At 60.3% G+C, this 24,267-nt stretch carries 27 protein-coding genes; 21 read left to right on the forward strand and 6 right to left on the reverse strand.

Annotated features, from left to right (window positions below):
* Position 1: 1 nt before the first annotated feature.
* The 9 genes from cyoB to JWU58_RS14590 all read left to right on the forward strand — a co-directional run bounded on the left by cyoB (position 2) and on the right by JWU58_RS14590 (position 8,012).
* Complete coding sequence (cyoB, locus tag JWU58_RS14550; protein ID WP_039760284.1) at positions 2-1,975, forward strand: cytochrome o ubiquinol oxidase subunit I; 1,974 nt, start codon at positions 2-4, stop codon at positions 1,973-1,975.
* Between the two features lie 2 nt (positions 1,976-1,977).
* The gene (locus JWU58_RS14555) at positions 1,978-2,592 is read left to right on the forward strand and encodes a cytochrome o ubiquinol oxidase subunit III (RefSeq protein ID WP_110599448.1); all 615 of its coding nucleotides are present in this window, start codon (positions 1,978-1,980) and stop codon (positions 2,590-2,592) included.
* 1 nt (position 2,593) lies between these two features.
* Positions 2,594-2,932 (forward strand): cytochrome o ubiquinol oxidase subunit IV, encoded by a 339-nt coding sequence (gene cyoD / locus JWU58_RS14560; RefSeq protein WP_016774550.1) that lies wholly within the window; start codon positions 2,594-2,596, stop codon positions 2,930-2,932.
* The gene (gene cyoE, locus JWU58_RS14565) at positions 2,890-3,933 is read left to right on the forward strand and encodes a heme o synthase (protein WP_206420366.1); all 1,044 of its coding nucleotides are present in this window, start codon (positions 2,890-2,892) and stop codon (positions 3,931-3,933) included. Before cyoD ends, cyoE begins: the two co-directional genes overlap by 43 nt.
* Positions 3,908-4,168, forward strand: a complete 261-nt coding sequence (locus JWU58_RS14570) for a metallothionein (protein WP_125916139.1) — start codon at positions 3,908-3,910, stop codon at positions 4,166-4,168. Before cyoE ends, JWU58_RS14570 begins: the two co-directional genes overlap by 26 nt.
* A 56-nt stretch (positions 4,169-4,224) precedes the next feature.
* Positions 4,225-4,467 carry a DUF2934 domain-containing protein gene (locus JWU58_RS14575; RefSeq protein WP_136493453.1) on the forward strand — a complete coding sequence of 81 codons (243 nt, stop codon included), beginning with the start codon at positions 4,225-4,227 and terminating at the stop codon, positions 4,465-4,467.
* Positions 4,468-4,507: 40 nt separating this feature from the next.
* Positions 4,508-5,683, forward strand: a complete 1,176-nt coding sequence (locus tag JWU58_RS14580; protein ID WP_206420367.1) for an MFS transporter — start codon at positions 4,508-4,510, stop codon at positions 5,681-5,683.
* Between the two features lie 27 nt (positions 5,684-5,710).
* Entirely contained in the window at positions 5,711-6,385 is a 675-nt protein-coding gene (locus JWU58_RS14585; protein ID WP_123442600.1) for a polysaccharide lyase family 7 protein, read from the forward strand.
* Positions 6,386-6,674: 289 nt separating this feature from the next.
* Complete coding sequence (locus JWU58_RS14590) at positions 6,675-8,012, forward strand: MFS transporter (protein ID WP_338139250.1); 1,338 nt, start codon at positions 6,675-6,677, stop codon at positions 8,010-8,012.
* Between the two features lie 7 nt (positions 8,013-8,019).
* On the opposite strand, the gene JWU58_RS27395 is transcribed toward JWU58_RS14590, so the two are convergent.
* Positions 8,020-8,148 (reverse strand): hypothetical protein, encoded by a 129-nt coding sequence (locus JWU58_RS27395; RefSeq protein WP_016774545.1) that lies wholly within the window; start codon positions 8,146-8,148, stop codon positions 8,020-8,022.
* Between the two features lie 132 nt (positions 8,149-8,280).
* Positions 8,281-8,790 (reverse strand): cytochrome b, encoded by a 510-nt coding sequence (locus tag JWU58_RS14595; RefSeq protein WP_277425673.1) that lies wholly within the window; start codon positions 8,788-8,790, stop codon positions 8,281-8,283.
* A 217-nt stretch (positions 8,791-9,007) separates the two neighbouring features.
* Between JWU58_RS14595 and JWU58_RS14600 the strand changes: the two genes are divergently transcribed.
* From JWU58_RS14600 to JWU58_RS14630, 7 genes are read left to right on the forward strand one after another with little or no spacing between them, the layout of a single operon-like run.
* Positions 9,008-9,685 (forward strand): thermostable hemolysin, encoded by a 678-nt coding sequence (locus JWU58_RS14600; RefSeq protein WP_016774543.1) that lies wholly within the window; start codon positions 9,008-9,010, stop codon positions 9,683-9,685.
* Positions 9,675-11,153 carry an AMP-binding protein gene (locus JWU58_RS14605; protein ID WP_016774542.1) on the forward strand — a complete coding sequence of 493 codons (1,479 nt, stop codon included), beginning with the start codon at positions 9,675-9,677 and terminating at the stop codon, positions 11,151-11,153. The genes JWU58_RS14600 and JWU58_RS14605 overlap by 11 nt, the downstream gene beginning before the upstream one ends.
* The gene (locus tag JWU58_RS14610) at positions 11,153-11,827 is read left to right on the forward strand and encodes an iron-containing redox enzyme family protein (RefSeq protein ID WP_123442601.1); all 675 of its coding nucleotides are present in this window, start codon (positions 11,153-11,155) and stop codon (positions 11,825-11,827) included. The genes JWU58_RS14605 and JWU58_RS14610 overlap by 1 nt, the downstream gene beginning before the upstream one ends.
* Complete coding sequence (locus JWU58_RS14615; protein ID WP_016774540.1) at positions 11,814-12,623, forward strand: SDR family oxidoreductase; 810 nt, start codon at positions 11,814-11,816, stop codon at positions 12,621-12,623. The genes JWU58_RS14610 and JWU58_RS14615 overlap by 14 nt, the downstream gene beginning before the upstream one ends.
* Complete coding sequence (locus JWU58_RS14620) at positions 12,620-13,264, forward strand: tetratricopeptide repeat protein (RefSeq protein WP_016774539.1); 645 nt, start codon at positions 12,620-12,622, stop codon at positions 13,262-13,264. Before JWU58_RS14615 ends, JWU58_RS14620 begins: the two co-directional genes overlap by 4 nt.
* 11 nt (positions 13,265-13,275) lie before the next feature.
* Positions 13,276-13,938 carry a response regulator gene (locus tag JWU58_RS14625; RefSeq protein ID WP_016774538.1) on the forward strand — a complete coding sequence of 221 codons (663 nt, stop codon included), beginning with the start codon at positions 13,276-13,278 and terminating at the stop codon, positions 13,936-13,938.
* The gene (locus JWU58_RS14630) at positions 13,935-15,305 is read left to right on the forward strand and encodes an ATP-binding protein (RefSeq protein ID WP_206420368.1); all 1,371 of its coding nucleotides are present in this window, start codon (positions 13,935-13,937) and stop codon (positions 15,303-15,305) included. Before JWU58_RS14625 ends, JWU58_RS14630 begins: the two co-directional genes overlap by 4 nt.
* Before the next feature lie 230 nt (positions 15,306-15,535).
* Here JWU58_RS14630 and JWU58_RS14635 read toward each other — a convergent pair whose 3' ends face one another.
* Positions 15,536-16,423: a universal stress protein gene (locus JWU58_RS14635; protein WP_206420369.1), complete on the reverse strand. Its 888-nt coding sequence runs from the start codon at positions 16,421-16,423 to the stop codon at positions 15,536-15,538.
* A gap of 443 nt (positions 16,424-16,866) precedes the next feature.
* On the opposite strand from JWU58_RS14635, the gene JWU58_RS14640 reads away from it, so the two are divergent.
* A complete protein-coding gene (locus JWU58_RS14640; RefSeq protein WP_081489909.1) occupies positions 16,867-17,079 on the forward strand; it encodes a hypothetical protein in 213 nt (70 codons plus the stop codon).
* A gap of 44 nt (positions 17,080-17,123) precedes the next feature.
* On the opposite strand, the gene JWU58_RS14645 is transcribed toward JWU58_RS14640, so the two are convergent.
* Positions 17,124-18,044: a universal stress protein gene (locus tag JWU58_RS14645; protein ID WP_206420370.1), complete on the reverse strand. Its 921-nt coding sequence runs from the start codon at positions 18,042-18,044 to the stop codon at positions 17,124-17,126.
* 230 nt (positions 18,045-18,274) lie between these two features.
* Between JWU58_RS14645 and fnr the strand changes: the two genes are divergently transcribed.
* The 3 genes from fnr (at position 18,275) to JWU58_RS14660 (ending at position 21,513) form a co-directional block, all read left to right on the forward strand.
* Positions 18,275-19,015 carry a fumarate/nitrate reduction transcriptional regulator Fnr gene (gene fnr, locus JWU58_RS14650; protein ID WP_016774532.1) on the forward strand — a complete coding sequence of 247 codons (741 nt, stop codon included), beginning with the start codon at positions 18,275-18,277 and terminating at the stop codon, positions 19,013-19,015.
* 202 nt (positions 19,016-19,217) lie between these two features.
* Positions 19,218-20,558, forward strand: a complete 1,341-nt coding sequence (gene potE / locus JWU58_RS14655; protein ID WP_206420371.1) for a putrescine-ornithine antiporter — start codon at positions 19,218-19,220, stop codon at positions 20,556-20,558.
* A 49-nt stretch (positions 20,559-20,607) separates the two neighbouring features.
* Complete coding sequence (locus JWU58_RS14660) at positions 20,608-21,513, forward strand: amino acid ABC transporter substrate-binding protein (RefSeq protein ID WP_206420372.1); 906 nt, start codon at positions 20,608-20,610, stop codon at positions 21,511-21,513.
* 41 nt (positions 21,514-21,554) lie between these two features.
* Here JWU58_RS14660 and JWU58_RS14665 read toward each other — a convergent pair whose 3' ends face one another.
* Positions 21,555-22,466: a universal stress protein gene (locus JWU58_RS14665; protein ID WP_206420373.1), complete on the reverse strand. Its 912-nt coding sequence runs from the start codon at positions 22,464-22,466 to the stop codon at positions 21,555-21,557.
* A 212-nt stretch (positions 22,467-22,678) separates the two neighbouring features.
* Here JWU58_RS14665 and JWU58_RS14670 point away from each other — a divergent pair, with 212 nt between their 5' ends.
* Positions 22,679-23,242 carry a GNAT family N-acetyltransferase gene (locus JWU58_RS14670; protein ID WP_206420374.1) on the forward strand — a complete coding sequence of 188 codons (564 nt, stop codon included), beginning with the start codon at positions 22,679-22,681 and terminating at the stop codon, positions 23,240-23,242.
* 53 nt (positions 23,243-23,295) lie between these two features.
* On the opposite strand, the gene JWU58_RS14675 is transcribed toward JWU58_RS14670, so the two are convergent.
* Complete coding sequence (locus JWU58_RS14675) at positions 23,296-24,219, reverse strand: universal stress protein (RefSeq protein ID WP_038861627.1); 924 nt, start codon at positions 24,217-24,219, stop codon at positions 23,296-23,298.
* Positions 24,220-24,267 lie beyond the last annotated feature (48 nt).

Consider the following 24,267-nt stretch of genomic DNA (forward strand, 5'->3'; position numbering starts at 1 on the left):
CATGTTCGGGAAACTTTCATGGGACGCGGTTCCATTGCACGAGCCGATTGTCATGTACACCCTGGCTATCGTCGGCCTGATGGGTTTTGCCCTGGTCGGTACCGTCACCTGGAAGCGCAAGTGGGGCTACCTGTGGCGCGAGTGGTTCACTTCGGTGGATCACAAGAAAATCGGCTGCATGTACATCATCGTCGCGTTGGTCATGCTGCTGCGCGGTTTCTCCGACGCGATCATGATGCGTACCCAACAGGCCATGGCATCCAGTGGCGGCCCGGGTTACCTGCCGCCGGAACACTACGACCAGATCTTCACCGCCCACGGCGTGATCATGATTTTCTTCATGGCGATGCCGTTCGTGGTCGGCCTGATGAACATCGTCGTGCCGTTGCAGATCGGTGCCCGCGACGTCGCCTACCCGTTCCTCAACGCGCTGAGTTTCTGGCTGTTCGTCGTGGGTGCGGCACTGGTGAACATCTCGCTGGGCGTTGGTGAGTTTGCCCGCACCGGCTGGGTCGCCTACCCGCCCCTGTCCGAACTTGGCTACAGCCCCGGGGTCGGGGTGGATTACTACATCTGGTCATTACAGATATCCGGCATAGGGACGCTGTTAACCGGGGTTAACTTCTTCGTGACCATTCTCAAGATGCGCACCGAAGGCATGACCCTGTTCAAGATGCCGGTGTTCACCTGGAACGCACTGTGCACCTCGATCCTGATTCTCGCTGCGTTCCCGATCCTTACCGCCACCCTGTTGATGCTGACCCTCGATCGTTATCTGGGCATGCACTTCTTCACCAACGAGGCGGGCGGCAACCCGATGATGTACGTCAACCTCATCTGGGCGTGGGGCCATCCGGAGGTGTACATCCTGATCCTGCCGGCGTTCGGGATCTTCTCGGAGATCGCCGCGACCTTCAGCAGCAAGCGCCTGTTCGGCTATGTCTCGCTGGTGTGGGCGACGATTGCGATCACGATTCTGTCGTTCATCGTCTGGCTGCACCACTTCTTCACCATGGGCGCGGGGGCCAACGTCAACGCGTTTTTCGGCATCATGACGATGATCATTGCAGTGCCGACCGGGGTGAAAATCTTCACCTGGCTGTTCACCATGTATCGCGGCCGCGTGCGCTTCGAAACGCCGATGCTATGGACGCTGGGCTTTATCGTCACGTTCAGTATCGGCGGCATGACCGGCGTGCTGCTGGCGGTGCCCGGGGCCGACTTCCTGCTGCACAACAGCCTGTTTCTGATCGCGCACTTCCATAACGTGATCATCGGCGGCGCGGTGTTCGGCTACATGGCCGGGCTGACTTACTGGTTCCCCAAGGCGTTCGGTTTCCGCCTCAACGACCGCCTCGGGCGCATTGCGTTCTGGTGCTGGCTGGTCGGTTTCTACTTCGCGTTCATGCCGTCTTACGTGCTCGGTTTCATGGGCATGACCCGACGCCTGAACCATTTCGACAACCCGGCCTGGCAACCGTGGCTGCTGCTGGAACTGTTTGGCGTCGGCATCATTCTTTGTGGCGTGTCCGCGCAGGCGTTGCAGCTCTACGTGAGCATCCGCAACCGCGCGAAACTGCGCGACCTCACCGGCGACCCGTGGGACGGTCGCACCCTGGAATGGGCCACGGCCTCGCCGCCACCGTTCTACAACTTCGCCGAGCAACCGAAAGTCAACGATCTCGACGCCTATTGGGGCATGAAAGAGCGCGGCGTCAGCACCCTCAGTCACACCGACTACCGCGCCATTCACATGCCGCGCAACACCTCCGCCGGCCTGGTAATCAGTGTCTTCGCGCTGATCTGCAGCTTCGCCCTGGTGTGGCATATCTGGTGGCTGGCGATCTTCGGTCTGGTCGCTTCGGTGGTGGCAATGATCGTGCGCAGCTATGACGAAGACATCGATTATTTCGTCCCGGCGCAGGAAGTGGCGCGGATTGAAAAAGCGCGTCTCAAAGACTTGGCGGAGGCTTGAACATGTCCAACATCGTTCTGGATAAAGACATCGCGCACAGCCATGAACATGGCCATGAAGACGCGGGCTCGATGCGCATTTTCGGTTTCTGGATCTACCTGATGACCGACTGCATCCTGTTTGCGACGCTGTTCGCAGGCTATGCCGTACTGCGTGACAGCGTGGCTGGCGGGCCCTCGACCGTCGACATTTTCGAATTGCCCTATGTCCTTGCCGAAACCGCGTTGCTGCTGCTCAGCAGCATCACATACGGCTACGCGATGCTGGCGATGAACCGCAATGACAAAGCCCACGTGCTGCGCTGGCTTGGCGTCACCTTCGTGCTGGGTTGCGGCTTCATCGCCATGGAAATCAACGAATTCCACCATCTGATCGCAGAAGGCTACGGGCCGGATCGCAGCGGTTTCCTCACCGCGTTCTTCACCCTCGTCGGCACCCACGGCGCCCACGTGCTCAGTGGTCTGGTGTGGATGGCGGTGTTGATGCTGCAAGTAAGCAGCCGGGGCTTGACGAATACCAACACCACGCGCCTGAGTTGCCTGAGCCTGTTCTGGCACTTCCTCGACGTGGTGTGGATCTGCGTATTTACCGTGGTTTATCTGCTGGGAGTGGTGTGACATGTATAACCAGAGCCCGATTCATAGCAGTGCCGGCACCAGCCATGGCACCAGTCGTTCATACATGGTCGGTTTCATCATTTCGGTGATTCTGACCGTCATTCCCTTTGGCCTGGTCATGTACCCGACGTTGCCACGCAGCGTCACCGCTTGGGTGGTGGTCGCGCTCGGTGTGGTGCAGGTCTTCGCCCACCTCAAATATTTCCTGCATCTGGACACCGCCAAGGAGCAGCGCTGGAACCTCAGAGCGCTGATCTTCTCGGTGGTGATCATTCTTCTGCTGGTGGGGCTTTCGCTATGGATCATGGACAGCATTCACCACAACATGCTGGCGCACTGAAGCAATGGCGGCTGTCGCTGAATGTCGGGCTGGAACTGACCAAGCCCGGCATCATCGTCGGCAATCTGGCTTCGGTGTTCGGCGGCTATCTGCTTGCCGCCGGTGGCCGCCCGGTGTCCCTGGCGCATTTCTTGGCCGCCCTGCTCGGCACCGCGCTGGTCATCGCTTGCGGTTGCGTGATCAACAACTGCGTCGACCGCGATATCGACCGGCGCATGGTGCGCACCTGTCATCGGGCGCTGGCCGTTCGCGCTGTGTCGTTGCCCAGTGCGTTTTGCTACGCGACGGTGCTGGGTGTGATCGGCTTCGGTTTGCTGTGGGTCGGCACCACAGCATTGGCCTGCGCCATGGCGGCAGTAGGTCTGATCGTTTATGCGGGTGTTTATACCTGCCTGATGAAACGCCGTTCGCACTGGGGCACGCTGGTCGGCAGCCTGTCCGGGGCCATGCCGCCGGTGGTCGGTTATTGCGCCGTGACCGGCAGCTTCGATGCCACGGCGCTGATGCTGATCATGGTGTTTTGCTGCTGGCAGATGCCCCACTCCCACGCGATCACCGTCATGCGCCATGAAGACTTTCGTGCCGCCGGATTGCCAACCTTGACGCTCAGACAGGCACGACGCGAGATCAACCTGTACATGGTCGCGTTCCTGATAAGCGCGGCGATATTGGGCTGGGTTGCGGCTATCAATGTTTCTTATCCGCTGGTGGTACTTGGCCTGGGCGGCTACTGGTTTTATCTGACGTTGCGACCGGTGCGAACCACCAATGCGAAAGTCTGGGCGCGGCGCATTTTCAGCGTATCGATCCTGCTGATCCTGGCGCTGAATCTTTCCCTCGCGTTGAACGCCGTACTGCCCTCGCCCTCTGCGCTCTACCACTCATCGGGCGTGGGGGAAAATCATCAAACGCAGGTGCGGGGCGGGTTATCAGAATCGGTAACGACTGCCTTTACAGACCACCTGGAGGAAACCCATGGCCAACGATCCTTCAACAACTGATTGCGCCTGCCCGGGCTGCACCTGCAAATGCAGCGGCGAGCAAACCTTCGAGCGTGACGGCAAGCAGTTTTGCAGTCAGGCCTGCGCGGATCTTCACCCGAAGGGCCAACCCTGCCCGTCCTCGACCTGCCATTGCGAGCAGAACCTTGGGGCCGATGAGCGCAATGTCAGTGACTCGAAACTGGATCAGGCAGTCGAGGAAACCTTTCCCGCCAGCGATCCGATTTCCCCGTGATCCGCCAAGGGTGCTCGCCTTCGAGGCACTTTTTTATATCAGCAGGAGACAACGAAATGGACGAGGAAACCATCCGCAAGATCGCCTACAGGCTTTGGGAGGAACAAGGTCGGCCGCACGGAAGTGATTTCGAGCACTGGTTGCAGGCGCGCGCAGAACTGGATGCGTTCGATTCCGATGGCTTGCCAGGTTCGGTCGCCAGCAGCGTAGCGCCGCCGGCACCACGGAAAAAGGCCAAGCCTGGGACCGTTGCTCCCGCGACCAGAACCCGCAAAAAAACCACGTCTGCTGCTAAATGACCGATCTTCAAAGGCGCGCGCTTGCGGGAGGAATGGGCTCGTGAAGCGCGGCATCAATCTGGTGCTGGCGGCCTTCGCGTTGACGGCGTTGTCCTACGGTCTGGCACGCTTCGCCTATGGTCTGCTGCTGCCGCAGATTCGTCAGGATCTGGCACTGAGCGTTTCCGCCGCTGGATGGATCGGCGGCAGTGCATTTGCGGCGTATTGCGTGGGCATCGTCGCGACATTTGTGTGCAGCGGCAAAGTCAGCCCACGCGGGTTGACGGTAATGGCCGGCGCGGCGGCGGCGCTCGGGATGGGTTTGATTGTGCTCGCGTCGTCGGGATTGACGTTGGGCTGCGGCGTGGCGCTGGCGGGATTGAGCACGGGTCTGACTTCGCCGCCATTGGCCAGTGCGGTGGCAGCGCGTCTTGATGATGCGGATCGCCCGCGAGCCAATGGTTTTATCAATGCCGGCACAGCGGCGGGCATCGTTTTTTCCGGTTTGGCGGCGATATTGGCGGCCGGGCAATGGCGCCAGCTGTATGCCCTGTTTGCCTTGATCGGCATCGGCGTCACGATCTGGCTCTGGTTTGCGCTACCGCGCCGGGTCGAGCGTGACGTCGCGCAGAACTTCTCGCTGGCAATGCTGCGTCGACCCGGCGTACTGCCTTTGTGCGCCAGCGCTTTCCTGATGGGCCTGGCGAGCACGGCGATCTGGACATTCGGTGCCGACATTCTGCGCAGCGAGGCTGGATTCTCAGATCAGTCGATAGCATGGGCGTGGATCGTCCTGGGTGCGGCGGGAATCAGCGGATGCATGACGGGCGTGTTCACCGGCCGATTCGGTGTCGTGCGTATTCAGCATCTGGCACTGGCTGGGATCGCCCTCGGGACATTGGGCCTGTCGGCCGCCTCGATATCAGCCGGGTCTGGCCTCATCGCAATGTGCCTGTTTGGCGCGGCCTATATCGTTTCCTCGGGCGTTTATCTGCTGCAAGGCATCCGCCTGTTTCCGGATCGTCCGGACTTGGGATTGGGCATACCGTTTCTGCTTCTGGCACTCGGCCAAACCGCCGGCACGCCGATTTTCGGCGCAGTGCTGGAGGCAACGGGCGTGACCTTTGCCCTGTGTGTTTTCGCGGCGGCCGCTTGCGCCGCCATGGTGCTGTGCCCAAGAGATGGTGAAAGTCCGCGCGGACAGATGTGCCAATCCACCGAAGGCCTGGGTCGCTAATGATTTTTATCGTCAGGAGTACAAACCATGGCCGTAAACATCAGCAATCTCACCCTCTCCACTCCGGTTCCCGTCTCGGCGAACAATCCGGTCGCACTGGAGCTCAACGGAGCCCAGGCGATCGCGCAATTCCCCAGTATCGTCACGATCCTGCCGGACGGATCACTGCAACTGTCCGCCCCCACCAAAGGCGCCTCGAGCAAGAGCACTCACCGCACCCGCTGCGAATGGAAGGAAGCGACCTACTGGTCGCTGGCCAGCGCCGCTGACCACCTCAACTATCAGGAGATGAGCGTGACCAAGGTCAACTCAGCGCAGAAAGTGGTGATCTCGCAAATGCATGTGAAAAACGACGACAGCCCGGCCATCAAGGTGTTCTGGCAAAAAGGCAACATCACCATGGGCTTCCGCCAGAGCTTCAATCAGACCACTCCGGTCAACACCACGGTGCTCAAGGGCGTGCCGCTGGGGGCGAAGTTCAAGATCACCATTCGCGCCAACTCTGCCGGCGTAGCTCGAGTCACCGTTGACTACAACGGCGTTGTCGGTACATCAGGTGATTTGCAGCTCGACTCAACCTGGAATTCGCAGGTGTTCAATTTCCACGGCGGGGTCTACAACCAGATCGACTACACCGACGCCACGCCGCCAGAGGATGGCTCGATCTGCATCATCAGTGATTTGTTGATTTCGCATACTTAGGCGCTGAAACGAGCAAGGGCCTGCGTCAGCTTTCGCTGGCAGGCCCTTGTCAGAGCTGAGCTCGATGTTGGGTTTTCAGCCTCCTCTTCGACTTCGAAATTGCCTGCGTCCTAACGTCGCAGCCTTCGGCTATTGGCAAATCCTGCGCAAGCCGTAGAATCCCGCGCGCTCTTGCAAGCGCGCGTCTGGTCACAGACGCGCACTTGCAGGGCTGGCCATTTCGGCCGACGCCACCGCCCTGCCCGATCGGCAGACATTTGCACAACACCTGTTCCAGCCTGGCAACCGCATGCGCAGAGGCGCACGTTGCGCTGTACGATTTCTTGAGGTTTTTATGTCTCCGCGTTTGCTGGCCATGGCGCTGGCGCCCCTGCTCGGGCTGTTCATTATTGCTCTGGGCAATGGTTTTCTGTCTTCCCTGACCACCCTTCGCCTGGACGCCGCCGGCGCCTCGGCGACGATGATCGGAATTGTTTCGTCGGCTTATTTCATCGGCCTGACGCTGGGCGCGGTGTTCAACGACCGGCTGATTCTGCGCATCGGCCATATTCGTGCCTACGGCAGCTTCGCCTCGCTGATTGCCGTGACGATCCTGTTGCAAGGTCTGTTTTATGACACCTGGGGCTGGCTGGTCCTGCGCCTGATCAACGGCTGGGCGACGGTCGGTGTGTTTCTGGTGATCGAAAGCTGGCTGCTGCTGGCCGGTGACGAGAAGATTCGCGGGCGCTTGCTCGCGCTGTACATGATCGTGCTTTATGGCGCTGGCGTTCTGGGCCAGGCGACGCTCGGGACCATCACTGGCATGAGCGACAGCGCGCCGTTCATGGTCGCCGGCATGCTTGCTGCGTTGTCGGTGCTGCCGATCGTGATCCTGCCGCGCGTCTCGCCGCTGCTCGATCAGGTCGAGCCACTCAAGCCCCGGCAACTGCTGGGCGTGACGCCGACCGGGCTGGTCGGCTGTTTCGGCTCGGGGGTGACCATAGCGGCGATCTACACCTTGTTGCCGCTGTATCTGCAACGCAGAGGTCTGGACGTCGGTGAAGTCGGCAGCATGATGGCCTGGACGATTCTCGGCGCGATGCTGCTGCAGTATCCAGTCGGACGCTGGTCCGACCGCACCGATCGCTTGCAGGTGCTGACCCTGCTGACGGTGGCGTGCACGGCATTATCGCTGGTGATTGTGCTGCTGCCGCTGTCTTCGACAATGCTCGCGGCGATGCTGTTTCTGCTCGGTGGCGGCGTCTTCGCGCTGTACCCGGTCGCCGTCAGCCACGCGGCCGACCGCGCCCCGGCCGAAGCGCTGGTGCCGATGATTCAGGGTTTGCTGCTGATCAACTCGCTAGGCTCGGCCATCAGCCCGATGATGATCTCGCCGGTGATGAACTCGTTCGGCGCCAACGGCCTGTTCTGGGTCTTCGCAGTGGTCAATTTGAGCATGGTCAGCTTTTTCTTCTGGCGCCGTGGCAAACGCCCGGTGCCGGCCAACCCCGCACCGTTCACGGCGGCAGCCACCTATTCGCCGACGGGTGCGGAGTTGCGGGTCACCGAGGATTTGCGCGTCGCCGCTGAGGAGCATCCGACGATGATGGATGCGATCAGCGGGGAACTGGTGACGCAGCCACGGTGACCGCTGATCAGCAACTGCCCGGCGGGATACCGTCCTTGTTAAAGTCCTTCAAGCGCTCGCGCTCTTCTTCGGTGGAATGTGCCGGGGTTGTTTGATCCGGTACTTCTTCCGGCACTTTGGTTTTTTCTTCAGTCATGGCTTTGCCCTCGTTGTCGATGCTATTTCGGCATCGGCGAGGGCTGGCAGTTCCGGATTTTCAGCTCCACCGCAGCCATGCGCTTGAGTTGCGGCGGACATTCCCTTCGACGAACGGCGCAAGATGCTTGCTTCAAGAGCGGGCACGCGCAATCAACATCCTCTGCAAGGTGTTGTCCTTCACCCAGTAATGGTGGAACAGCCCCGCCAGCGCGTGCAGGCCGATCAGCCAGTAGCCGGCACCGCCAATCCATTCGTGCCAGTACTTCAGTTGTTTGGCCAGGTCCGGGTCAATAGCCACCGGCGCCGGCACATGGAAACCGAAGTACGGAAACGGTTTATCGCCCGCCGCGAGCATCAGCCAGGCCAGGACAGGCGTGACAATCATCAATCCATACAGCGCCAGGTGTGTCAGGTGCGCGATTGCGGTCTGCCACGCCGGCGGCTTGGGGATAATCGGCGGACGCGGAGTCAGGCGGCCGATCAGTCGAATCCACACCAAGGCGAAGATGCTGGCGCCAAACAGGCCATGCAGGCCCATCAGCATGCTGCGCCCCTCACTGCCCTTGGGCAGATAGCCCTTGATTTCGACGCACGCATACACCCCGACGAACAACGCCAGCATCAGCCAGTGCAGGATGATTTAGAGTTTTCCATAACGGGTTACAGCGGTGTCGCGGATCATAGGAAACGCCTCGTGATTGTTGGGGAACGACGATCTTCTCGCTGGCCTACCGTGCTCGCCCAGCCTTAAGACAGTCTGAAGATTGGCGCTGCGGTTAACGGTTTTTCATCTTCAGACTTCGTTAAGAAATGGCTTGGATACTGCGCTCAAACCCATTGAGGGAGGCGCTCTGCCCATGCCCGAATTCGACTGGAACATCCCGCTGCCCTTGCGCTTCGGCGAGGCCGAATCGTTGCCGATGACGCTGAGAAACGCGTTGCCGGTGGACGAGTTGCGCGCGCCCTTCGAAGCCTTTATCCAGCAGCGCTTCCGCACGGCTCACGGTGCCGAAATCCGCCATTTCATGCCCGAGCTGTTCGGCATGCACAACAGCGACGGCCAGTTGTGCGCCGTGGCCGGGGTCCGTCGAGCGCATCAACAGGCACTGTTTCTCGAGCGCTATCTGGATGAACCGATCCAGTCGTTGATCAGTGCCGCCGCCGGTCGTGCAGTGGATCGCAAGGTCATTGTCGAAGTCGGCAACCTCGCCGCCAGCGATACCGGCAGTGCGCGCCTGAGCATCATCGCCATCACCTATCTGCTGGCCATGGGCGGCCTGGAATGGGTGACCTTCACCGGCAACATCGGGCTGGTCAACAGCTTCCATCGCCTGGGTTTGAAGCCCGTGACATTGTGCGCCGCTGATCCACAGCGACTGGGTGACGAGCATCAACACTGGGGCAGTTATTACGAAAGCAAACCCTGGGTGCACGTCGGCAACATTCGCGCGGGATTTGTTCACCTGCGCAATATTGGCCTGTTCACTCGCCTGGGTTTGCCGACTTCTGTTGAAGGAGCCTGCCATGTCGCTTGAATTGCAACGCTTCCAGGAAACCCTGCGCGACCATGCCCGGCGCAATGACAACGCCTCAGCCCTGTGGGGCGACACGCTGAGAATAGATTACGCCACGCTGTATGCCGAGGTGTTGTATCGCCAGGAGCGGCTGCGCGATGAGCAGGTGCGGGTGATCGCGCTGGCGCTGGACAACGGCGTCGACGCGATGCTTTGGGATCTGGCTGTGTTGTTCGAAGGCTTGACCTGCGTAACGCTGCCGCCGTTTTTCAGTGCCGCGCAGCGCGCCCATTGTCTGGAACAGAGCCAGGCCGAACGGGTGATCGCCGAGCCGCAACTGCAAGCCGAGCTGCTGGCAGCGGGATATCAACAACGGGGTGAGTTCTGGTGTCGCTCGTTCAATGGCCCCAGTCGCATGCCGCCGGGCACCGCGAAACTCACGTTTACCTCCGGGACCACCGGCACGCCGAAAGGTGTGTGCCTGAGCGCCGACAGCTTCCTGCGCGTTGCCCGGGAGCTTGATCAGGCAAGCGCAGCCACTGGACCGGAGCACCATCTGGCGCTGTTGCCTTTGGCGATCCTGCTGGAGAACCTGGGCTGTTATGCCGCGCTGTACGCCGGTGCGGTGTTGAGCCTGCCAAGCCAGACAACCCTCGGCATTCAAGGCGCCAGCGGCATCGACGTTGCGCGCCTGCTCGGTTATCTGGCCAAGCGTGCGCCGGAGAGCCTGATACTCGTACCACAGCTTCTGCAAGTTCTGGTCAGCGCCGCTGAACAGAAGGCTTTCGATCCGCAAACCCTGCTCTTCGCCGCGGTCGGTGGCGCGCGGGTGTCAGTAAACCTGCTGCACCGCGCGCAACGGGTCGGGTTAGCGGTTTACGAGGGATACGGCTTGTCCGAATGCGCCTCGGTCGTATGCCTCAATCGCCCCGGCGCGCGCCGTCCGGGCAGCGTCGGGCGCCCTCTGCCCCACCTCGAGGTGCGGTTGGCCGAGGACGGTGAAGTGCTGATCAAGGGTTCGGTGTTGCTCGGCTATCTGGGGGAGCCAGCGTATACCGATCAATGGTGGCCGAGTGGCGATCTGGGCGAATTCGATCCGGAAGGTTTTCTTTATCTCAAGGGCCGCAAAAAGCACCAATTCGTCACCAGCTACGGGCGAAACGTCAACCCGGAATGGGTCGAGTCGGAACTGACCCAGCGCCGCCACATCGCTCAAGCGTTCGTTTATGGCGAGGCGATGCCGCACAACCACGCCCTGCTCTGGCCGCATCGTCCGGACTGCACCGATGCCGGGCTGGCCGCCGCCGTCGCCGAAGCGAACGCGGCGTTGCCCGATTACGCCCAGGTGCATCAGTGGACGCGCCTGGCGCAGCCCTTCACTGCGGCCAACGGCCTGCTCACCGCCAATGGCCGGCCACGCCGTGACGCCATCGTCGCGCAGTACCGCACGCAACTGACCGAATCCGCCACTTCCGAGGAATCCGCATAATGAGTTTTTTCGACACCCTGCAAGAAGCCACGCAACGCGAACGCCACGAGCTGTTCAACCTGCCGATCATCGTCGATGCGTTGCAAGGCAAGGTCAGCCTCGACAGCTATCGTGCCTTTCTTGCCCAGGCTTACTACCACGTGCGCCACACCGTGCCACTGATGATGGCCTGCGGTGCACGCCTGCCGACGCGCCTGGAATGGCTGCGCAAAGCGGTGTGCGAGTACATTGAGGATGAATACGGCCACGAACAATGGGTGCTCAACGACATTGCCGCCTGTGGCGGTGATCGTGACGCCGTGCGTGATGGTCAGCCGTCGTTATCGATCGAGCTGATGGTCAGTTTTCTCTACGACCTGATCGCCCGGGGCAATCCGGTGGGTCTGTTCGGCATGGTGAACGTACTCGAAGGCACCAGCATCGCCCTGGCCACCCACGCGGCGGGGAGCATTCGCGATCGCCTGGCGCTGCCGGAAACGGCATTCAGCTATCTGAACTCCCACGGTTCGCTCGACATCGAGCACATGCAGACCTATCGGCGGTTGATGAATCAGCTGCAAGACCCTGACGATCAAGCGGCGGTCATTCATGCCTCGAAAGTCGTCTATCGCCTTTACGCCGACATGTTCCGTGGTCTGCCGCGGGACGCTGAGGCTCAACATGCAGCTGCATAAAGCCCGCGTGGTGCTGACAGGTGCCAGTGGCGGCATCGGCCTGGCCATCGCCAGTGCCTTGTGCGCCGCCGGTGCCAGGGTATTGGCCGTGGCGCGGCATCAGGAGGCGCTGCTGCCGCTGCTTGAGCGATATCCGCAGAACCTCTGCTGGGTAGCCGCCGACCTGACCTTCCTCAGCGATCGGCGCAAAGTGTTGGCCGCCGCCGACGCCATTGGCGGCATCAACCTGCTGATCAACGCTGCCGGGGTCAATCACTTCGCCATGCTCGAACAGCTCGATGACGGTGACATCAACGCGATGCTGGCGGTGAACATCAGCGCGCCAATCTGCCTGACCAAAATGCTGTTGCCGCAGCTCAAGCAGGCTGACAGCGCGATGGTGGTCAACGTCGGCTCGACCTATGGCTCGATCGGTTACCCCGGTTACGCCAGTTATTGCGCGAGCAAATTTGCCCTGCGCGGATTCTCCGAGGCATTGCGCCGCGAGCTGGCCGACACGCGGGTCAGCGTGTTGTATGTCGCGCCCCGGGCCACCCGCACCTCGATGAACAGCGCCGCTGCGCAAGCCTTGAACGATGCCCTCAAGGCCAGCGTTGACGATCCGCAGACCGTGGCGTCGGCAGTGATGCATGCGATTGCCGGCGATCGTCGTGACCTGTACCTAGGCTGGCCGGAGCGGTTTTTCATCCGTTTGAACAGCTTACTGCCGCATCTGGTGGATCGCGGCTTGCGCAAGCAATTGCCACTGATCCGCCGTCTCAGTGAAAAACCTGATAACGAGGCTCCAACGCCATGAAAAAACTCTCCACATGCCTGCTGTTTGCCGCCCTCAGTCAAAGTGTCTGGGCGCTTGAGCCGGCTGATCAGCAACGTCTCACCGGCATCCAGCAGAACTGGGCGCACATTCAATACGAGGTCGCGGAAAAGCAGCGCGCCGCGGCGTTCGAGCAATTGGCCAGCGAAGCCAACGCGTTCACCACGCAACGTCCGAATGTGGCCGAAGCCTGGATCTGGAAAGGCATCGTCACCAGCAGTTGGGCCGGTGCCGAGGGCGGGCTCGGTGCCCTGGGCAAAGCCAAGGACGCCAAGGCGGATCTGGAAAAATCCCTGACGCTTGACCCCAAGGCCCTGCAAGGCTCGGCCTATACCAGCCTCGCTGCACTGTACGACCGCGTACCGGGCTGGCCGATCGGCTTCGGCGACAGCGACAAGGCCGAGCAATTGCTCAAACAAGCCCTGCAGCTCAACCCCGATGGCATCGACAGTCTGTACTTCTGGGGCGACCATCTCTACCGTCAGAAGCGCTACGCTGAAGCCAAGGCAGCGCTGATCAAGGCCAGACAAGCCGCACCTCGTGCGGGCCGCGAAAGTGCCGATGCCGGGCGTCGTAAAGAGATCGACACCTTGCTGGTGGACGTGAACAAGAAACTCGACTGAAAGGAGTGCGCGTGCGTTTATTACTGATCGAGGATGACGTGGCGCTGGGTGAAGGCATTTACCAGGCGTTGGGTCGCGAGGGTTACACGGTCGACTGGCTCAAAGATGGCAGCAGCGCCTTGCACGCGCTGCTCAGCGAAACGTTTGATGTCGCCGTGCTGGACCTCGGCCTGCCGCGCATGGATGGCCTCGAAGTGTTGCGCCGCCTGCGTGACAGCGGTTCGAACCTGCCGGTGTTGATTCTCACCGCTCGCGATGCCACCGAAGACCGCATTGCCGGACTCGACGCCGGTGCTGACGATTACCTGGTCAAACCCTTCGACCTCGCCGAACTCAAAGCCCGCCTGCGTGCCCTGTTGCGCCGCAGTGCCGGGCGCGCCCAGGCGCTGATCGAGCACGCCGGTATCAGCCTCAACCCCGGCACCCAGCAGGTCAGTTATCAAGGCCAACCGGTCGCGCTCACCCCCAAGGAATATCAGTTGCTGCACGAACTGCTGTCGCCGCCGGGGCGGGTGATGACTCGCGATCAATTGATCCAGTTGCTCTACGGCTGGAATGAAGAAGCGGAAAGCAACACCCTGGAAGTGCACATTCATCACCTGCGCAAGAAGTTCTCCACCGACCTGATCCGCACCATCCGCGGCGTGGGTTATCTGGTGGAGGAGCGTCGATGACATCGATCCGCCGGCGCACGCTGACCCTGATCATCGGCCTGTTACTGGCCGGTCTGGCGGTACTCAGCCTCTTCAACGTGCATGACAGCAACCACGAAATCGCCGAGGTCTACGACGCCCAACTGGCGCAGAACGCACGCCTGCTGCAGGGCGTGATGCGTATGCCGATGGCGAGTACCGAGCACGCGCAGTTGTATCAGGCGTTCAATCAGGCTCTCGGCGAAGCCAAGCCACGGGTTGATGGACATCCTTACGAAAGCAAAATCGCCTTCCAGGTGTGGAACCCGCAAGGCGAGGTGCTGGTACATACCGCCAGTGCGCCCTCCTTCACTGCGCCGCCGACGAGAACGGGCTTCAGCGACGTGGTCGATCTGAAAGGTCGGCAATGGCGAGCGTTCATGCTGGAAGACAAGCAGAACGGCCTGCGCATCTGGGTCGGCGAGCGCGACGATGTGCGCACCGACCTGGTCGACCGCATCGTGCGCCACACACTGTGGCCGAACATAGTTGGCAGCCTGATCCTCGCCGCGATGATCTGGCTGGCCATAGGCTGGGGGCTCAAGCCCTTGGCAGACATGGCGGCGACTCTGCGCGCCCGTCACAGTGGTTCACTTGAGCCGCTGCAACTGACGCCCCTGCCCAGTGAGCTGGAGCCCATGCAGGCAGCGCTCAATCGCATGCTCGCGCAGATTCAGGAAGTGCTCGGCCGGGAGCGTCGTTTTATCGCCGATGCCGCGCACGAAATGCGCACGCCGCTGGCGGTGCTGCGGGTGCATGCGCAAAATCTGCAGGAGGCCGGGACCGAAGAAGAGCGCCGTGAGTCGCTGGAATTTCTGATCTCCGGAGTCGACCGCACCAGCCGGCTGGTCAACCAACTGCTGACCATGGCACGTCTTGAACCCAAACCCAACCCGCCGCCACTGCAACGCATTGATCTCAGCGAAACCGTACGCAACAGCCTGGTGCAATTGACACCGTGGTTGCTGAGCAAACACCTTGAGTTGATCTTCGAGGTCAGCGACCAACCGTTTCATGTCCTCGCCGACCCCGCCGCCATCGATATCGCGCTGAATAACCTGATCACCAACGCGGCGAACTTCTCCCCCGAACACGGTGCGATCACCGTGCACCTGAGCAAGTCCGATGGCTTCTGTCATTTGACGGTCGACGATCAAGGGCCGGGAATCGATGAATCGGACAGAGAGCGATTGTTCGAGCGTTTCTACAGCCGTGGCACGGCGCATGGCGCCGGGTTGGGGTTGACCATTGTCAACACCATCGCGATGCGACTGAACGGACGGATTGAACTGGCGAACCGCGCAGAGGGCGGTTTGAGGGCGACGTTATCGATTCCGGCAGGGAAATAATCATCCGATTGATTCAGCTGTATGCCGCCGGCCCCAAATACCTGCTGCTCAGCGCTCTGCTCTAAGCGCCTGGCTCGTTGATTTACCTGGGCACGCTGAAAACGCGTCAGGGTCAGCCGCTCAGCGGTTCGGAAACGGGTGTGTTGATCATTATCTGGACCGCCGCGATTTACGCTGGCCGGATGTTGTGGGCCGGAACGCTGACTTTGTAAGGTGCACCAGCGTTGGCGCTAGACCGCCAGTACGCTGCAGGGGACCTGGTACAGAATATGTTCGGTGGTACTTCCCAGCAGTTTTTCCAGCCCGTGACGTTGAACCCTGCCCATGACAATCACGTCCACATCGTGCTCTTCGGCAAACTCACTGATCGCCGCCACGGGATGTCCCTCCCTGCTATGCCTGTGCTCGGCCGTCACACCGAATTTCCTCGCCAAAGCGCTGTAATGCGCTTGCAGTTCCTTGCGCCGGGCATTCATCAATTCCGAAACCGTCCAGTTGTTCACCACTTCATCCAGATAGTTTTGCGAGACGTCATAGGCATATAACAGGTGCAACTCTGCACCAAACTGAGTGGCGAAGGATGTGGCCTGTTCGACGATCCGGTCATTGAGAGCGCCCCCATCATCTTCGCTTGCAGCTACATCCACTGCCGCTACGACCTTGCGCGGCAGACCCGGGCCAGCAGCGCCCAACAAGTAGACCGGCACCGGACAATCACGCAGCAGCTGCCAATCCAATGGGGTAAACAAAGCGCGTTTGAGCAAGGATTCGTGCTGCACTTCCTTGATCAGCAGATCGGGCTGGTTCACGGTGACGTGATCGAGGATCTCCCGTTTCATGTCTTCGGACCAGCCAACCTCGGTCGTCACCCGCAAACCTTCGGCTCGCAGACTGGCAGCCTGGCTTGCCAGCCACTCGTGATGGTCCTGCAAATAGGCCGCACGGGCCCTTGCCCGATCCCCTTCCTCCAGCAGCGACAGGAAATCCCACCATTTGATCAAGGCTGCGATGTGCAGCGACGCGCCGCTGGCTTTAGCCAGGGCGGCGGCCTGGCTTATCGCCGGGGAATGGCGCAGGGCCGGGTTGATGATCAGCAACAAGTGTTGATATTGGCTCATGTTTGTCTCCAGAGAGATGGACGTCTGCGCTCATGTCACTCGCAGCTGAACCGGGCCGAAAGAATCAGACAACAACGTCAATCGAGGTTGCGCCATAGCCCGGCGACTTCCTTGATAAATGTCATATGCAAGGCCCCTGGTGCTCGTCCTCCCCCTGAAGAACCTGAATATCGAGGCTTGTCCACCACCCTTGCGCAAGCGCCTGGAAAACCGACAAAGCGGCGATGAAACTGGCGAGCGACATTGATCTGGATCAATCGCTGCGACGACAAACTGGATCGAAATAGAGTCATGACTCGGCTGCGCCCGCATCTCGGATCAGGGACAGTCACAAGCTGCTCGAACGCGTGAAAGTTACAGATGCGGCCACAGGGTGACAGGTCCGCAACCCACCCTCATTCTTGCTTTGCGAGGTTCACGATATGGTCATCAATGTTCCAGCCATGACAACTGCCAATGTCCCCGACGCGATCGATGACAGTGGCGCACTGTTTCACGAAGCCGATCGGCTCAGCGAACGGGCCTATGCCGTCCTTGAAGAGCCGTATTCTCCAGACACCATGCACAAGTTCACTGAAGCGAGGAAACGCGCCGATGAGAAATATCGGCACGCCTGGCAACAATGGCATTACGCACACGGCGGGCGCAGTCACTGATGGATTACCCCCAACCGATTACCATCAACTGCTGCGATGACCGGTCAGGCTGTGGCAGGCATTGCCTTGACCATCAACAAACTGCAAGGAGCCCGGTTCATCAGGCATTCGGCCGTGCCGCCGATAAAGCCGTCCAGCGCTCGATGGTGACAGATGCCCAGCACCAGCAGGTCGAACGCGTGCTGTCGGGCGAAGTCTTCGATCACCCGGTAAGGGACACCTGAGAGCAGGTGGCTATGCTGTTCATCCAGACCATAGCGCTCGGCCAGCGTATCGAACGCTTCTTGCTGAGTGTCGTTGATCGCATCGCACAAGCTGTGGTCCAGGCTCAAGTTCGGCACGCTCATCGCCGCATCACCCACCACTGACCAATTGCTCACATTCAACAAGTGCAGCGACGCATCGCATTTAGCTGCCAATGTCGATGCAACGCGAAGTATCCGGTCATTGAGCCCTTGGGTCAGATCCTCGAGATGCGACAGGTCAATGGCCGCCAGTATCTTCAAGGGTTTCGGATGTGCGGCCTCGGTGACCAGATGCACGCAGGCGGAACAATCACGTACCAATAGCCAGTCCAACGGCTGGTGAAACGTTTGATTGAGCGCTGAAACATGGTGAGCGTCCTTGATCACCAGATCGACACGAAAGTCATTGATGTACTCAAGTACATGCGCCGGCGTGGCCCTGGCCCAGACCACTTCGGTGCTGACTTGCACGCCAGCGCCACGTTGAAACCGGGCCTGCTGCTCCAGCCACTGGCGATGCATCTGCAAATAGCCTTCACGCGCTTGCGCCATGGCGTCGTGGTCGATCAGGCCGGCCAACGCCACGGACTGGACATGATCGAACGCCACGATGTGCAATAACGCGCCACTGGCCCGAGCGAGCGCCTGGGCGCGATCAAACGCCGGGGTGCGGGTCATTTCGGCAGGTGCGATCAACAGAATGCGTTTGAGCCTGAACATCACGTGTATTTCCAGTCAGCGCCATTGGACGATTCTGTAACTCTGCCAACCGCCACGCTTGATATGCATCAAGTTTCATCACCCCTGCGACACAAGAGCGGCGCACAGGCCGTTGCCTTTGTGATTCCCCTCCTCGCCGTTCGTCCGTAATCACGCTGACAAACCAAACGAAAGGCACGTGCGCTGCGAAGACTTCTATGCTTATCACACTCATTGGAGGCTGCTTATCCATGCTTGAAGCCCACTCGCCCCCGCCGATTCTCAAAACTGCCTGTTCCAACTGCAGTGTGGTCGAGTTATGCCTGCCGCTTGGCCTGACGGGAACGGAGGTCGAGCGGCTCGACACGCTGATCGTGCAGCGATACAAGGTGAAGAAAGGTGCCGCGCTCTACCGGACCGGGGACCCGCTGCGCTCGCTGTACGCTGTGCGAATAGGTTCGTTCAAGACCAGCGTGGTCTCCGTCGATGGGCGCGAGCAAGTGACCGGTTTTCATATTCCCGGCGAAATGCTCGGGCTCGACGCCATCAGCATCGATCAACACGCGTGTACTGCGTATGCGCTGGAAGACAGCGAAGTCTGTCCGATTCACTTCGCACAGCTGGAAAAACTCGCGCAAAGCCTTCCCTCCCTGCAGCACAACCTCAACAAGTTGCTGAGCCGGGAAATCGTGCGCGATCACAGCATGTTGATGCTCATGGGCAACATGAACTCCGATGAGCGCCTGGCGGCTTTCCTGCTCAACCTCTCGCAACGCCTGAGCTCCCGTGGCTATTCCTCGAAAGAGTTCGTGCTGAAAATGCGCCGCGAAGAAATCGGCTCCTACCTTGGGCTGCGTCTGGAAACCATTTGCCGCGGCATTGCCCACTTGCGCGATCAGGGCTTGGTGGAAATCACCGCGCGCGACGTGAGAATCCACAACATGGACGGCCTCAAGCAGATGGTGTCGGGCTGCAACCGCCAGAGTCATTGAGCCCGTCCATGAGTTCCTGCCATGCCTTCGCCATCCCTCGGGCAAGCCATATCGAAGCGATGGGCGCGCTGTTTCGATGCACTTGAAATCACCTGTCTTTCTAACCGTTGAACGTCGCTTGAAAAGCTGCGTACCGCCGATGCCGGCAAAACCTTGTGCGTTGGCTGAGCGGTGACGCGTTGCGCAAATCGAGGGAACTCCGATGGCCGACTCAAGCAAGAAAATGAGCCTCATGGGGCTCACCACACTGGTGACGGTGAACATGATGGGCTCAGGCATCATCATGTTGCCGACGAGCATGGCCCAACTCGGGGCTGTTTCATTGCTGTCATGGATCGTCACCGCTGTCGGCTCGATGGCTATCGCGTACTGCTTTTCCCAATGCGGCATCTTCTGCCTGCGCTCAGGCGGGCTATCCGCCTACACCGAAGAGGCGCATGCAAAGTCAGGCTTTTTTCTGTGCTCGTACCTGTACTTCCTGTCGCTGGCCATCGCCAACGTGGCGGTGGCCATTTCGGCAGTGGGCTACATGACGTCGTTCATGCCCTGGCTGGGAAGCGGCGCCATTCCTTTATTCTTTGGAACGGTAGGCCTGCTCTGGCTGACCACCGTGGCGAATTTCGGCGGCCCTGGCATCACTGGCAGGATTGGTGCGGTTACGGTGTGGGGGGTGATCATTCCCGTAGCGGGCTTGAGCATCATCGGTTGGTTCTGGTTCAAACCCGAGCTGATCATCGCCGCCTGGAACCCGAACCAACTGCCTATATCCGAGGCCATCAGCAAAGCGATTCCCCTCACGCTCTGGGCGTTTCTCGGCATGGAGTCGGCAGCCCAGGCCTCAGATGCGGTGGAAAACCCCAAGCGCACCGTACCGCTGGCCTGTCTGTTCGGTACATTGGGCGCAGCGGTGGTCTATGTGCTATCGACGACGGTCATTCAGGGCATTATTCCCAACGCCGAACTGGCCAACTCGTCAGCGCCTTTCGCGCTCGTTTATGCGCACATGTTCAATCCCCTGGTCGGCAACATCATCATGGCGCTCGCGGTAATGGCCTGTGTCGGCTCGCTGCTGGGCTGGCAGTTCACGTTGGCGCAAACGGCCAAGGTGACCGCTGATCAGGGCATGTTTCCGAAACTGTTCAGCAAGGTCAGCGCACGCAACGCCCCCATCGTCGGGATGCTGGTCTGCGGCGTCCTGCAGACCTGTATGGCGCTGTCGACCATTTCGCCGAGCGCGAGCGCGCAGTTTGGAAAACTCGTCAGCCTCGCGGCGGTGACCAACCTGATTCCCTATGTGACGGCAGCCACCGGGCTGCTGGTCATGATGTACAAAGCCAGAGTCAGCGCAGCCGTATACACGCGCAATACCCTGCTGTTAGTGGTTGCCGTGGCCTATTCCTTGTATGCGCTGTATGCCTGCGGCAAGGACGCGGTGTTCGGCGGCATCCTGGTCCTGGTGTTCGGCTACCTGCTTTACGGTTTCCTTGCCAAACGTTTTGTCGATGCCCCTGCGCCTGTCGGCCCCCGGCCTGATAACCCTTGATCGAAGTCTTCGGTACAGCACAGAAATCTGAATTCGAGGAACCGCGCGCATGAACGTGAAACTGATCAGAGCCCACCACCTGCTGCTCGCCTGCGTCCTTGCGCTGCTACCGGTAGTGACCCATGGCAACACGCTGGAGCGCATCCGTGCCAGTCAAGCGATCACCCTTGGCTACGTGCCTGACTTCATGCCGTTCAGTGATCAGGACGCCGATAAAGCCAGCGGCTATGCCATCGATCTCTGTCTGAAAATAGCCGAGAGGGTAAGGATCGATCTGAATCTGCCGGCGCTGAAAATCCAGTACCAAGCGGTCTCGCTCAACGACGAGATGAGCGCTGTCAGTTCCGGCAGGATCGACATTCTTTGTACTCCGACCCCACCCACGCTGGCGCGGCGCAGGATCGTCAGTTACTCGGTGCCGATTTACACCGCTGGCCTCTCGGCTGTGGTGCGCCAGGATGCGTCCGAAACCTTGCTCAATGTGCTGAGTGGCAAAGTGGCCCATACCGGGCCAACATGGCGAGCCACGGTGAACCGTGGTCTGGCCAATCAGACCTATGCCGCCATCGCCGGCGGGGTCACGGAGACGTGGATACAACAGCAGATGCGATTGCTGGGTGTAGTAGCCGCGCTGGTCACGGTAGAGAACGCAGAAGCCGGTCTGAATCTGGTTGCCAATGGCAAAGCCGATGCGTTTTTCGCTGAACGCATGATGCTCAAGCATCTGCTGACCAGAAATTATCCATCGGGCAACCTGGTGCTGCTGGAGCGGATTTTCGAGTACGCACCGACGGCGATGGCAGTGGATCGAGAGGATGAGGATTTCCGTCTGCTGGTCGACACGGCGCTAAGTGAAATGTACCGATCCGGCGAAATTGAACAGGCATTCGACAAACATCTGGGCGGCGCCAGCAGTGCCGCCAAAAAGCTCTTCAGGATCTATGCAATACCCTAGCGAGCCAGCGAACAGGCCGGCTCGCTACGCTGCGATCATGCTCACCGCACAGGCTCTTTCCTCACCGCCAGAATGCTCCCCGGCACCGAATACAAGGCGCGCTCGGTGGTGCTGCCGATCACGCGTTCGATGCCCAAGCGATGAACCGTGCCCATCACCACCACGTCGGCCAGGTACTGCTCGACGAACTCATTGATGACCTGCACTGGATGGCCCATGACGAAGTGTCGACGCTCAGGGGGCACACCGTGGCGATCAGCAAGGGCGACAAAAGCCTGATGCAGTGACTGACGCAACTCGTTCGCCAGATCTTCGTTCCAGCCACCGTTGATCATTGGTGCATCGCCGTTGAAAGCGGCGGACAAATCGTAGGCGCAGAGCAGGTGCAACGGCACGTCGCATTGCACCGCCAAAGCGTTCGCCGACCGTATGATCACGTCGTTCAAGCCACTGATTTGGGTATCCGGATCGAACGGGTCCACGGCTGCCACGACACGATGCGGCAACGCATAGCGAATCTGATTGACCAGATGCACGGGAATCGGACACTCACGCAGCAGGTGACAATCGAGCGGCGTGATGAACACGCGCTTGAGCGCTGGTTCCAGTCGCACATCCTTGATCAACAGGTCGGGCTTGAGCACATGGACGGTCTTGAGGATGTCCAGCAGCGGATGGCTGGAAAAGACCACATCAACCGTGCCGTCCAGCCCCTGGTTGCTGAGTTGCTCGAGCTCATCGGCCACCCAGCGACGGTAGCGCCGCTGATAGCGCTGAGCATCCACGTCATCGATTTTTTCCTCCCACAGATGGGTGATCGGCACCGGCGAAACAAAGGCCCGCACGTCCAGCGCCGCCCCGCTCGCCTTGGCCAGCGCGATGGCACGCAGCATCGCCGCTGATTGATGCAGCGTCTGGTCGGCGACCAGCAACAGACGTTCATATTGGCCCATCACACACCTCCGCTCGGCACCGGCGCGGTGGGCCGGCGGGCTTCAAGACTGCGCCCTCTCGCCCTTGCCCGGCGTTGATTTACATCAAGCCCGGGTCAATGAAAGAGGCGTCTGATGTAGATCAGATGTCGCCGTGGGCAACCGCGTAGAAGGAAGGCAAGCGGACGCTTTTTCACCGTCCGCCAGCCTTTCGAACCGGATGGAGAATGATCATGCTCACCGTCAAAGACCACAACGATCAGGCCGTGGCCGCTTATGCGGCGGTCGCCGGACAATACTGGATTGAGGCGCTCAAGGACGGCCTCCATGTATTGATCCGGCCCCTCACGGAAAAGGATCGCCTGCGCGAATACGACTTCATCAAGCGCCTGTCGCCCGAATCCAGGCACATGCGTTTTCTCGCCCAGATCAGCGAACCCGGCACCGCTCTGCTAGACCAGTTGATGGACACCGATAACAAACAGCGCACCGCCTTCATTGCACTGGTTCACGAGAACGGCAAGTTGATCGAAATCGGCATCAGCCGCTATGCCGGCACAGGCGCCCATCAATGCGAATGCGCGGTGACGGTCGCCGATGAATGGCAGCACCTGGGGCTGGGCACGTTGCTGATGGAGCATCTGATCAAGGCAGCCCGCCGCAACGGATTCCGCCAGATGTACTCGGTCGATGCCGCCAGTAACGCGGCGATGCGCGATCTGGCCAAAAGCCTGGGCTTCGAAACCCACAATGATCCGGACGACGCACGCCAGGTCATTCATCGTCTTGACCTGTAAATGAATCGCCCCGAGGTGAGTCGGCCAACGTCGCACCTCGGGGCGATCGTGTTTCAGGATTGCAGTGTGGGTTGCGGCTTGATCGCCAACACACTGCAAGGTGCCCGATGCAGCAGCTGTTCGGCGGTGGTGCCTAACAACTTGCTCAAGCCGTGGTGCTGCACTGTGCCCATGACAATGACGTCAATCTGCTTGTCGATGGCGAACCCGCAGATACTGCGCACCGGTGCGCCCTCGATGAAGTGCCGGCATGAGACCGGCACGCCGTGGCGCTCGGCCAGGGCCGTAAATGCCTCATGCTGCGCAGTGCCCAGCGCTTCATGAATCCCGGTGGCCAGCGGCAATGCGCCGAACCCCATGTCCGTGGCGTAAACCGCCGTCCAGTCGTAAACATGCACCACATCTAGACTGGCATCGCACTGCGCGGCGAGTTGGGCGGCGGCATCGATGATCTGATCGTTGAACACGCAGTCCTGCTCTTCGCTGCGCAAGACATCGACGATGGCCAGCACACGGCGTGGGCGCGGATGGGTGTCGTCGGTCACCAGATGCACCGGCACCGGGCAATCGCGCAACAGTTGCCAGTCCAGCGGGGTGTAGAAAATACGCTCCAGCACGGACTCGTGCTGCACATCCTTGATGATCAATAGCAACGGCATTTCGTTGATGAACTGCAGGATCTCGGCGAAGGGATCCTGGACCCACATCACTTCGCTGGTGACCATGATCTGATGCCTCGCCAGCAATGAAGCCTGCTCTGCGAGCCACTGCCGGTGAGTGCGCAGATAACCATCGCGGGCGAGGCGGATCTGCTCGGGGGCAAACAGCCCTGCCACGGCCAGCGCCTGCAAGTAGTCGAAGGCCACGATGTGCAGCGGCAACTGCATGGCCTGGGCCAGTGCAGCCGCGCGCTCGAACGCCGGCGTGCGCTCCATGGCTGAAGGAGCGATCAACAGTAAACGCGGAGTCTGTGACACGGGATACCTCGGCATGCGGCCAGCCAGGAGAAACAGACTTCAGGGTGA

This window comes from Pseudomonas atacamensis (assembly GCF_017167965.1).
GTDB lineage: Bacteria > Pseudomonadota > Gammaproteobacteria > Pseudomonadales > Pseudomonadaceae > Aquipseudomonas > Aquipseudomonas atacamensis.

Bases quoted from the DNA above. Each gene is read 5' to 3' on its own strand.
- JWU58_RS14600 (WP_016774543.1), top strand. From the start codon at position 9,008: ATGCCCGAATTCGACTGGAACATCCCGCTGCCCTTGCGCTTCGGCGAG.
- JWU58_RS14645 (WP_206420370.1), bottom strand. From the start codon at position 18,044: ATGTTCAGGCTCAAACGCATTCTGTTGATCGCACCTGCCGAAATGACC.
- JWU58_RS14615 (WP_016774540.1), top strand. From the start codon at position 11,814: ATGCAGCTGCATAAAGCCCGCGTGGTGCTGACAGGTGCCAGTGGCGGC.
- JWU58_RS14555 (WP_110599448.1), top strand. From the start codon at position 1,978: ATGTCCAACATCGTTCTGGATAAAGACATCGCGCACAGCCATGAACAT.
- JWU58_RS14640 (WP_081489909.1), top strand. From the start codon at position 16,867: ATGACAACTGCCAATGTCCCCGACGCGATCGATGACAGTGGCGCACTG.
- JWU58_RS14575 (WP_136493453.1), top strand. From the start codon at position 4,225: ATGGACGAGGAAACCATCCGCAAGATCGCCTACAGGCTTTGGGAGGAA.
- cyoD (WP_016774550.1), top strand. From the start codon at position 2,594: ATGTATAACCAGAGCCCGATTCATAGCAGTGCCGGCACCAGCCATGGC.
- JWU58_RS27395 (WP_016774545.1), bottom strand. From the start codon at position 8,148: ATGACTGAAGAAAAAACCAAAGTGCCGGAAGAAGTACCGGATCAAACA.
- JWU58_RS14660 (WP_206420372.1), top strand. From the start codon at position 20,608: ATGAACGTGAAACTGATCAGAGCCCACCACCTGCTGCTCGCCTGCGTC.
- JWU58_RS14630 (WP_206420368.1), top strand. From the start codon at position 13,935: ATGACATCGATCCGCCGGCGCACGCTGACCCTGATCATCGGCCTGTTA.
- JWU58_RS14670 (WP_206420374.1), top strand. From the start codon at position 22,679: ATGCTCACCGTCAAAGACCACAACGATCAGGCCGTGGCCGCTTATGCG.
- cyoE (WP_206420366.1), top strand. From the start codon at position 2,890: ATGGATCATGGACAGCATTCACCACAACATGCTGGCGCACTGAAGCAA.
- JWU58_RS14620 (WP_016774539.1), top strand. From the start codon at position 12,620: ATGAAAAAACTCTCCACATGCCTGCTGTTTGCCGCCCTCAGTCAAAGT.
- potE (WP_206420371.1), top strand. From the start codon at position 19,218: ATGGCCGACTCAAGCAAGAAAATGAGCCTCATGGGGCTCACCACACTG.
- JWU58_RS14605 (WP_016774542.1), top strand. From the start codon at position 9,675: ATGTCGCTTGAATTGCAACGCTTCCAGGAAACCCTGCGCGACCATGCC.
- fnr (WP_016774532.1), top strand. From the start codon at position 18,275: ATGCTTGAAGCCCACTCGCCCCCGCCGATTCTCAAAACTGCCTGTTCC.
- JWU58_RS14585 (WP_123442600.1), top strand. From the start codon at position 5,711: ATGGCCGTAAACATCAGCAATCTCACCCTCTCCACTCCGGTTCCCGTC.
- JWU58_RS14610 (WP_123442601.1), top strand. From the start codon at position 11,153: ATGAGTTTTTTCGACACCCTGCAAGAAGCCACGCAACGCGAACGCCAC.
- JWU58_RS14635 (WP_206420369.1), bottom strand. From the start codon at position 16,423: ATGAGCCAATATCAACACTTGTTGCTGATCATCAACCCGGCCCTGCGC.
- JWU58_RS14665 (WP_206420373.1), bottom strand. From the start codon at position 22,466: ATGGGCCAATATGAACGTCTGTTGCTGGTCGCCGACCAGACGCTGCAT.
- cyoB (WP_039760284.1), top strand. From the start codon at position 2: ATGTTCGGGAAACTTTCATGGGACGCGGTTCCATTGCACGAGCCGATT.
- JWU58_RS14590 (WP_338139250.1), top strand. From the start codon at position 6,675: ATGCGCAGAGGCGCACGTTGCGCTGTACGATTTCTTGAGGTTTTTATG.
- JWU58_RS14570 (WP_125916139.1), top strand. From the start codon at position 3,908: ATGGCCAACGATCCTTCAACAACTGATTGCGCCTGCCCGGGCTGCACC.